Annotated in this window: 5 protein-coding genes, 2 tRNA genes and 1 pseudogene; 3 read left to right on the plus strand and 5 right to left on the minus strand. The window is 18.8% G+C overall.

All coding sequences use genetic code 25. The annotated features are described in order from the left end of the window. A pseudogene (locus tag VAMP_RS03985) lies at window positions 1–621 on the minus strand (hypothetical protein); the annotation flags it as partial. A gap of 255 nt (window positions 622–876) precedes the next feature. On the opposite strand from VAMP_RS03985, the gene VAMP_RS03990 reads away from it, so the two are divergent. From VAMP_RS03990 to VAMP_RS04000, 3 genes are all read left to right on the plus strand, one after another. Further along, a complete protein-coding gene (locus VAMP_RS03990; protein WP_213349579.1) occupies window positions 877–3,306 on the plus strand; it encodes a hypothetical protein in 2,430 nt (809 codons plus the stop codon). 106 nt (window positions 3,307–3,412) lie between these two features. After that, on the plus strand, window positions 3,413–4,804 hold the full coding sequence (locus VAMP_RS03995) for a hypothetical protein (RefSeq protein ID WP_213349582.1): 1,392 nt from the start codon (window positions 3,413–3,415) through the stop codon (window positions 4,802–4,804). Between the two features lie 7 nt (window positions 4,805–4,811). Next, complete coding sequence (locus VAMP_RS04000; protein ID WP_213349585.1) at window positions 4,812–5,906, plus strand: M20 family metallopeptidase; 1,095 nt, start codon at window positions 4,812–4,814, stop codon at window positions 5,904–5,906. 100 nt (window positions 5,907–6,006) lie between these two features. On the opposite strand, the gene VAMP_RS04005 is transcribed toward VAMP_RS04000, so the two are convergent. From VAMP_RS04005 to VAMP_RS04020, 4 genes are all read right to left on the minus strand, one after another. Then, window positions 6,007–6,079, minus strand: a tRNA-Trp gene (locus tag VAMP_RS04005). Between the two features lie 3 nt (window positions 6,080–6,082). Continuing rightward, window positions 6,083–6,159, minus strand: a tRNA-Lys gene (locus VAMP_RS04010). Window positions 6,160–6,251: 92 nt separating this feature from the next. Beyond that, window positions 6,252–6,410: an anaerobic ribonucleoside-triphosphate reductase gene (gene nrdD, locus VAMP_RS04015; RefSeq protein ID WP_213349588.1), complete on the minus strand. Its 159-nt coding sequence runs from the start codon at window positions 6,408–6,410 to the stop codon at window positions 6,252–6,254. Between the two features lie 144 nt (window positions 6,411–6,554). Next, window positions 6,555–6,786, minus strand: a 232-nt coding sequence (locus VAMP_RS04020; RefSeq protein WP_213349591.1) for a transposase, incomplete at its 5' end; no start/stop codon positions are given.

Raw genomic sequence — 6,786 nt, forward strand, 5'->3', positions numbered from 1 at the left:
ATTAGATTTATTAGAATCATCTAAATTAGAATTAGTTTTATTAGAATCATCTAAATTAGAATTAGTTTTATTAGAATCATCTAAATTAGAATTAGTTTTATTAGAATCATCTAAATTAGAATCAGTTTTATTAGAATCATCTAAATTATTATTAGTTTTATTAGAATTATCTAAATTAGAATTAGTTTTATTAGAATCATCTAAATTAGAATCAGTTTTATTAGAATCATCTAAATTAGAATTAGTTTTATTAGAATCATCTAAATTAGAATTAGTTTTATTAGAATCATCTAAATTAGAATTAGTTTTATTAGAATCATCTAAATCAGAATTAGTTTTATTAGAATCATCTAAATTATTATTAGATTCAGTTTTATCTTTTTTCAAAAATCAATTGATTATAGATTTAGTTTTATTTACTCATTTGTTTCATTCTTTTTTAAGATCATTTGTTATCTTTTCAAGATGTTCTTTTCTTTCTTGTGGCATATTATCATATTTTTTTTCTACATAAGATATTAATGGCTTAAATAATCATTTTACAAATAATGGCATATCTTTTACTGTTTGTTTAAGATCATTTATGATTCTTTCTTTGTGGCTTTTTTCTTCATTATTCATTTTTTATAATTAATATTATTTATATATATAAATATATAATTATATTATTTTATTTTTAAATTTCAAGTTGTTTCAATTATTTTTTATAAACAAATATTAAATTATTGTTTTTCTTTGTCTATAATTAAATATATTTATTATTTTTTAATAATTTTAAGTTATTTTTTTGTATATTATGATACTGACAATATTTTTTTATTTGATTTTAATATTTTTTTATTTATAATTTTGAAATTTAAAATTAAGTAAAATGTAATGAATTATAAAATATTATATATTTCAACTTGAATTATTTTATTATTAACTTTAGTAGTTTTTTCATTTATTTATTTTTTTCAAGATAATCAGAAAGAACAAATATTAACGGATGTAAATATACAAAAAGATATTGATTTAAATTTAGATTTACCATTTTTAAATTCAAATTATGAATTTAGTATAAAAAATTTATGAATATATTCAGAATCAAATTCTGAAAAACAAAGAATTAAATTAGATAATTTTTATTATAAAATTAATAATTTTTGAGATAAATATGAAAATGATTTAATAAGTGATGTAGATATAATAAATAATGAAAAAAATATGTTTTTAAAAATATGAAAAAATTGATTTAATAAAGATTTTTTAAATTTTTTAAATTTTTTTAATTTAGATATATTAGAAAATATAGATAATAATTCATATCTTTTGATACAAGAAATTAATAATATGGATTTTCAATATTTTGAAATAGATGATAATAAAAATAAATATTCTTACAATATAGATTGATTGTTTGATTTTGAAATATATTTTGATAATTGAAAAATTAAAGAGTTTAATTTTGATATTCCTATTATTAAATCATTTTTTAAAGAAAATAAAATATATTTTGAATGAGAATTTGATAAAAAATGATTTTTTAAAAAAATTGATTCTAAATTACATTTTAATGAAGATTTAATGATAGATATGAAATTTGAAAATAATAAATTAAATGCTATATTAAACATAGATTTAGCAGAAATAAATTTTGATCTTGATTTTATAAATTGAAAAATTAATTGAACTTGAAATATTATTCAAAATGATGAAGAAGTTTGAAAAGTAGAATTAAAATGAGAATATGAATGACTTGATTATTTTAATATATTAGGTGATTTAATAAGTTATGATGATACAGATGAACAAATTAATATAAAAATAAATTATGAAAATAATTTTTTGGATATAGAAGCTATTTCTGATAGAGATATTTTAAATCTAAAATGAGATTTAAATATTGGAAATAATTTTAATATTGATATTTCTAGTAAATTATTTAGAAATAATGAACTTTTGGAAGAATATTTTAAATTTAAAGCTAAGAAAGAAAATAGTAATTTTTTGAGTAATTTTTATATAAAAGAAGAAAAAATTTATGATCTATCTTTGGATATAAAAGATAAATGAGATTGAAATGTAGAATTTAAAGTTCCAGATGAATATATAGAAAGTGATGAAATAAAATTACCAAAAATAAAAATATCATGAAATAGTAAATTAAAATTATTTTTTAATCTCCTGTTATTAAATTTTGAATTTTTAACAAAAATCTACAATAGAGATTATTATATTCCAGATTATGATAAATCAAATCTTGAATTAGTTGATTATATTGAAGATCTTCCAAAAGAAGAAAATGCTATTTATGAATTAGTTGAATTTTGAAATTATATAGAAGAAAATTCAAAATCATATAGTGATATACAAGATATGTTTGATTATGAAAAATGAGTTGTGCCTTGAGATTTATTCCGTTCACGAAGTGATTTTTATTGAGATTATGATTTTGATATTGATTATGAAAATTGAGATAAACTTTATTTTGATGAAAATATATGAGAACTTTTATTAAATTGATTAGAAAAATATAATGAAGTATTTGAATATTATTATAATAATGAAGAATTTAAACAAAATATAATTAAATTAAATAATATAATAAATAAATATGAATATTTTCAACTTGATAAATCTTATACATATGATGATTATAATGATTTAATGCCAATACTATCATCACGGAGCTTTACTAGAAATATATTATGAGTTGCAATATATGCTTGTAGTATATGAGATTATTGAACTTGTTTAAGATATATAGATTTAAATCAAAATATATGAAATTTTCTTTATAACTGACATTCTCCTAGTCCAGTAATATTAACTTGATCAACTATAAGCGAGGATACAATAAGAGGAATGTATTTAATTGTAAAAAGTTTTGAATTACCAGATTCTGTTTTAAATAATTTTAAAAAAATTATTAAAAAATATTATACTAAAAATAATATTAGTTTAAAAAATTTTATTAGATATAAATTTATTTTATTTAAAAATAGTTTAGATAAAATATATGATGATATCTCTCTTTCATCTGAAGAAGAAAAGTTTTTATTATCAAAAGACTTTAATGAAGAAGAAACTTTAAGTGTATATTGATATTATTTATCAAAACATATTGATTGATATCATGATGAAGCAGTAGCTTTTTTAGAAGAGTATAAAAAAGATAAATTTAGAAAAAACTATATTTGAAGATATATGATTGATAATTTTTCAACAACTTTAATATTACCTAATTATCCTACAATAGATGAAGAATTAAAAGATTTTAAAAATAAACTTATAGGAATAATTGATAATAAATTAAAGAAATAATTTTATTTATATTAAATTATATAATAAAATATAACTTTTTATTCTTGACATTATTTTAATAATTATTATATATTATATATTTATATAATAATATATTTAATTTTTTATGAAAGAATTTAATAATGTTTCTGATTGAATTCCTACAATTCCTTTTGTAGCAAATTACAATGTAGATAGTGAATCATTCAATAATTTCCAAGGTAAAGCTATGCAAGAATTAATATCTGATATTTCTTGATATGTTCAGAGAAGTATTTGATTATGAGTTATTCCTCAAGATTCTATTCATTTGGTAGCACATAATGTATGACAAGAATATTTATCTTATATATCTGATTTAAAATGAAAAAAATTAGATAAAGAACAAATAATTAAAATTACTGATATTAAATCAACTTGTGATAAAATAATTTCACAAATAAATGAAGAAAAATATTTTAATTTAAACTTTATATCTACTGGTATAGCTCAAGATCTTATGTCTAATTTTTTAAATTCTTCAGAAGATTTTTATCTTGAAAATCTTTGATTTGAAGACAAAATAGATAAAGCAAATTCAAAAGTATTTCTTAGAGAAAATTTTTCAGATTATATGGTAAATTGACATATATTAGATACTAATAAACAAGATTGGATAGATGATTTGTATGATTATTTTGATTTTTATCAAAAAAAATGATTAAATTTAATTATAAGACTTGATAGATCAGTTTCTTGACTTTGATACAAAAAAATTTGTACATATAAAGATATAGAAGAACTTATATTATTATTTAATATAAATAAACATACATTGACTGATAAGTTTTTGTTGGAAATATGTTTTGATTCTGATTCAATAATTTCTAGTCCAAGTTGTTTGGCTTATATAAATAAAAATAATGATGTTGATACTTTTTCTTGTACTAATCAATTATTAAATTGAGCTACACATGAATGAAATGTTGTTATAAAAGATGATGAATATTTTGAAAATCTTCAAAATTTAATGAAAAAATTAACTAATAATATTTGATCTGAAATAAATGATAAATTATGAGTTATCTCATATTATTGAATTGATTTTATGCTTATAGATATTTCTTATTATGAAAATATATATGATATAGTATGAAAAAATGTTGAAATTGTAAATGTTTATGGTAAAGATTATGCATTAATTGTTTGTGAGGTAAATCGAAGAATGACTTGAGCATATTCATCAGCAATGATTAATAATCTTTATTTTAAAGATAAAGATAAAAGAATTGCAAATTATAATACTTTTGAGTACAATATTAATTCAAATGATAATTTTGAACATATTCAAAATAAAATAATAATGAATTTAAAAAAAGAATGAATTTTATTTGATCCAACAAAAGATTCTTTTATGTTTGGAGTTTATCCTTTTAGTATACAAAAATGAAAAATACAAGTTGTAATAATTTCAAATAATTCTGAACATGAAAATGAAATTATAAAAGAATTAGAATCTATACTTTATAATTTAAATTAATATTAAAATGACTTTTGTACTTGATGATATAATTAATACTACTCAAGATATGATAAAAATTCCTTCAATTTCTGATGATTTAATAAATTTGGAAAAAAATATAGATTATATTTATAATTTCTTTGTAGATACTAATTTGATTATTGAAAAAAAGTATTATAATAATAAACCAAATATTTTGGTAAAGAATTTTGAATGAAAAAAGGCAGATATAGTATTAAACGGTCATATTGATGTAGTTGCTGGATCTGATGATAAACAATTTGAGCCATATATAAAATGAAATAAATTATATTGAAGATGATCTATAGATATGAAATGATGAATTTCTATAATTATGTATATAATGAAATATTTGGATAGTATATCTTATAAAGACAAAAAAATATCTTTAATAATAACAAGTGATGAAGAAATAGGTTGATTTGATTGTGCTTACAATATTGCTAAAGATTGATATATATGAGATATTATTTTGATACCAGACTGATGATCAAGTACAAGAATTGTAAATACTCAAAAATGACTTAATTTGTTTGAAGTAGTTGCACAAGGAAAATCTTGTCATTCAAGTAGACCTTGGCTTGGTGATAATGCAATAAATAAAATTTTTAATTTATATAAAGATTTAAAGGAAACTTTTGAAAACAAAACAAAAAATAATCGATATTCTACAGTTAATTTAAATAAAATTCAATGATGAAAAAGTATTAATGCTATTCCAAATGAATGTATAGCTAGTTTTGATATAAGATTTACTGAAGATTTTGATGATAGTTATGTAAGAGAGACTGTAAATAAATTAATTATCAATAATTCTTGTACTGTTATCAAATCAATTTTTTGATCTTGTCTTCATACTGATGAAAATGATAAAAATTTACAAAAATTTAAATCAATAGCTTCTGATTTATCTTGATGAAAAGAAATAAATTTTGTTAAAGAACATTGATGATCCGATTGAAGATTTTTTGCACAATATTGATCAAAAATAATATTATATAGACCTGATTGAGATAATTTGCATACATTTGATGAATGGATTGATATTAATTCTTTTGAATTAATTTATAATTCGTATTTAAAATTTATACTTTCTTAATTTTTATAAAAAAATAAAAATCAATTAAGATTTTTATTTTAATTAAAATATTTTAAATAAAAAAATGCAAAATTGCATTTTATTTTTTACAAAAAAAATACAGGGGTGACAGGACTTGAACCCGCGACACACGGCTTTGGAGACCATTGCTCTACCAACTGAGCTACACCCCTATATGGTGGGTTAGGAGGGACTTGAACCCTCGACCTTGGGCTTAAGAGGCCCCTGCTCTAGCCAACTGAGCTACTAACCCAAATATAGTATATATTATATATACTGATTTATAACAAAAATTCAAGTATTTTTTAATAAATTTTCCTCTCTATGTAAAGAGAGGAAAATTTATTAACTATTATCTTTTACAAATTTTGAATTAATACTTGATTCTTGAAAATATTTTCTTTGATAAAATTCTGATTTTTTTCATATATTAAATTGACTTACTGGTCTATGATATCACATTACTCTAGTTACAATTTGACATTTTGTTCTTTTCTCTTCCATTTCTCTATTATTTTAATAATATATAAAAATATAAGGCTAAAATATAATACATCTTGATTATATAAATACTTATATATTAGAAATATAATAAAATTTTTATTTAAATCAAGAGAAAAATGTTAACATATTATTAATCTTCTGCACCTAAATTAAAGAAAAAAGTGAATTTTGTTGATTCTGTAGCTGTTTTCTTTGATTTCTATTTCGGAAAAATTTTCAATTATGTAATATATATTCAACTACTTCTAACCAGGCATACATATAATAATTATTTAGTCTTTCAACTTCACTTCTTAAATGTATTTTCTCTAAATTATATTCTTGTTTTAAATATTTATATGTTTCTTCTATTAACCATCTATAACTATATACTTTT

The organism is Candidatus Vampirococcus lugosii, assembly GCF_018420025.1.
GTDB lineage: Bacteria > Patescibacteriota > Gracilibacteria > Absconditabacterales > Absconditicoccaceae > Vampirococcus > Vampirococcus lugosii.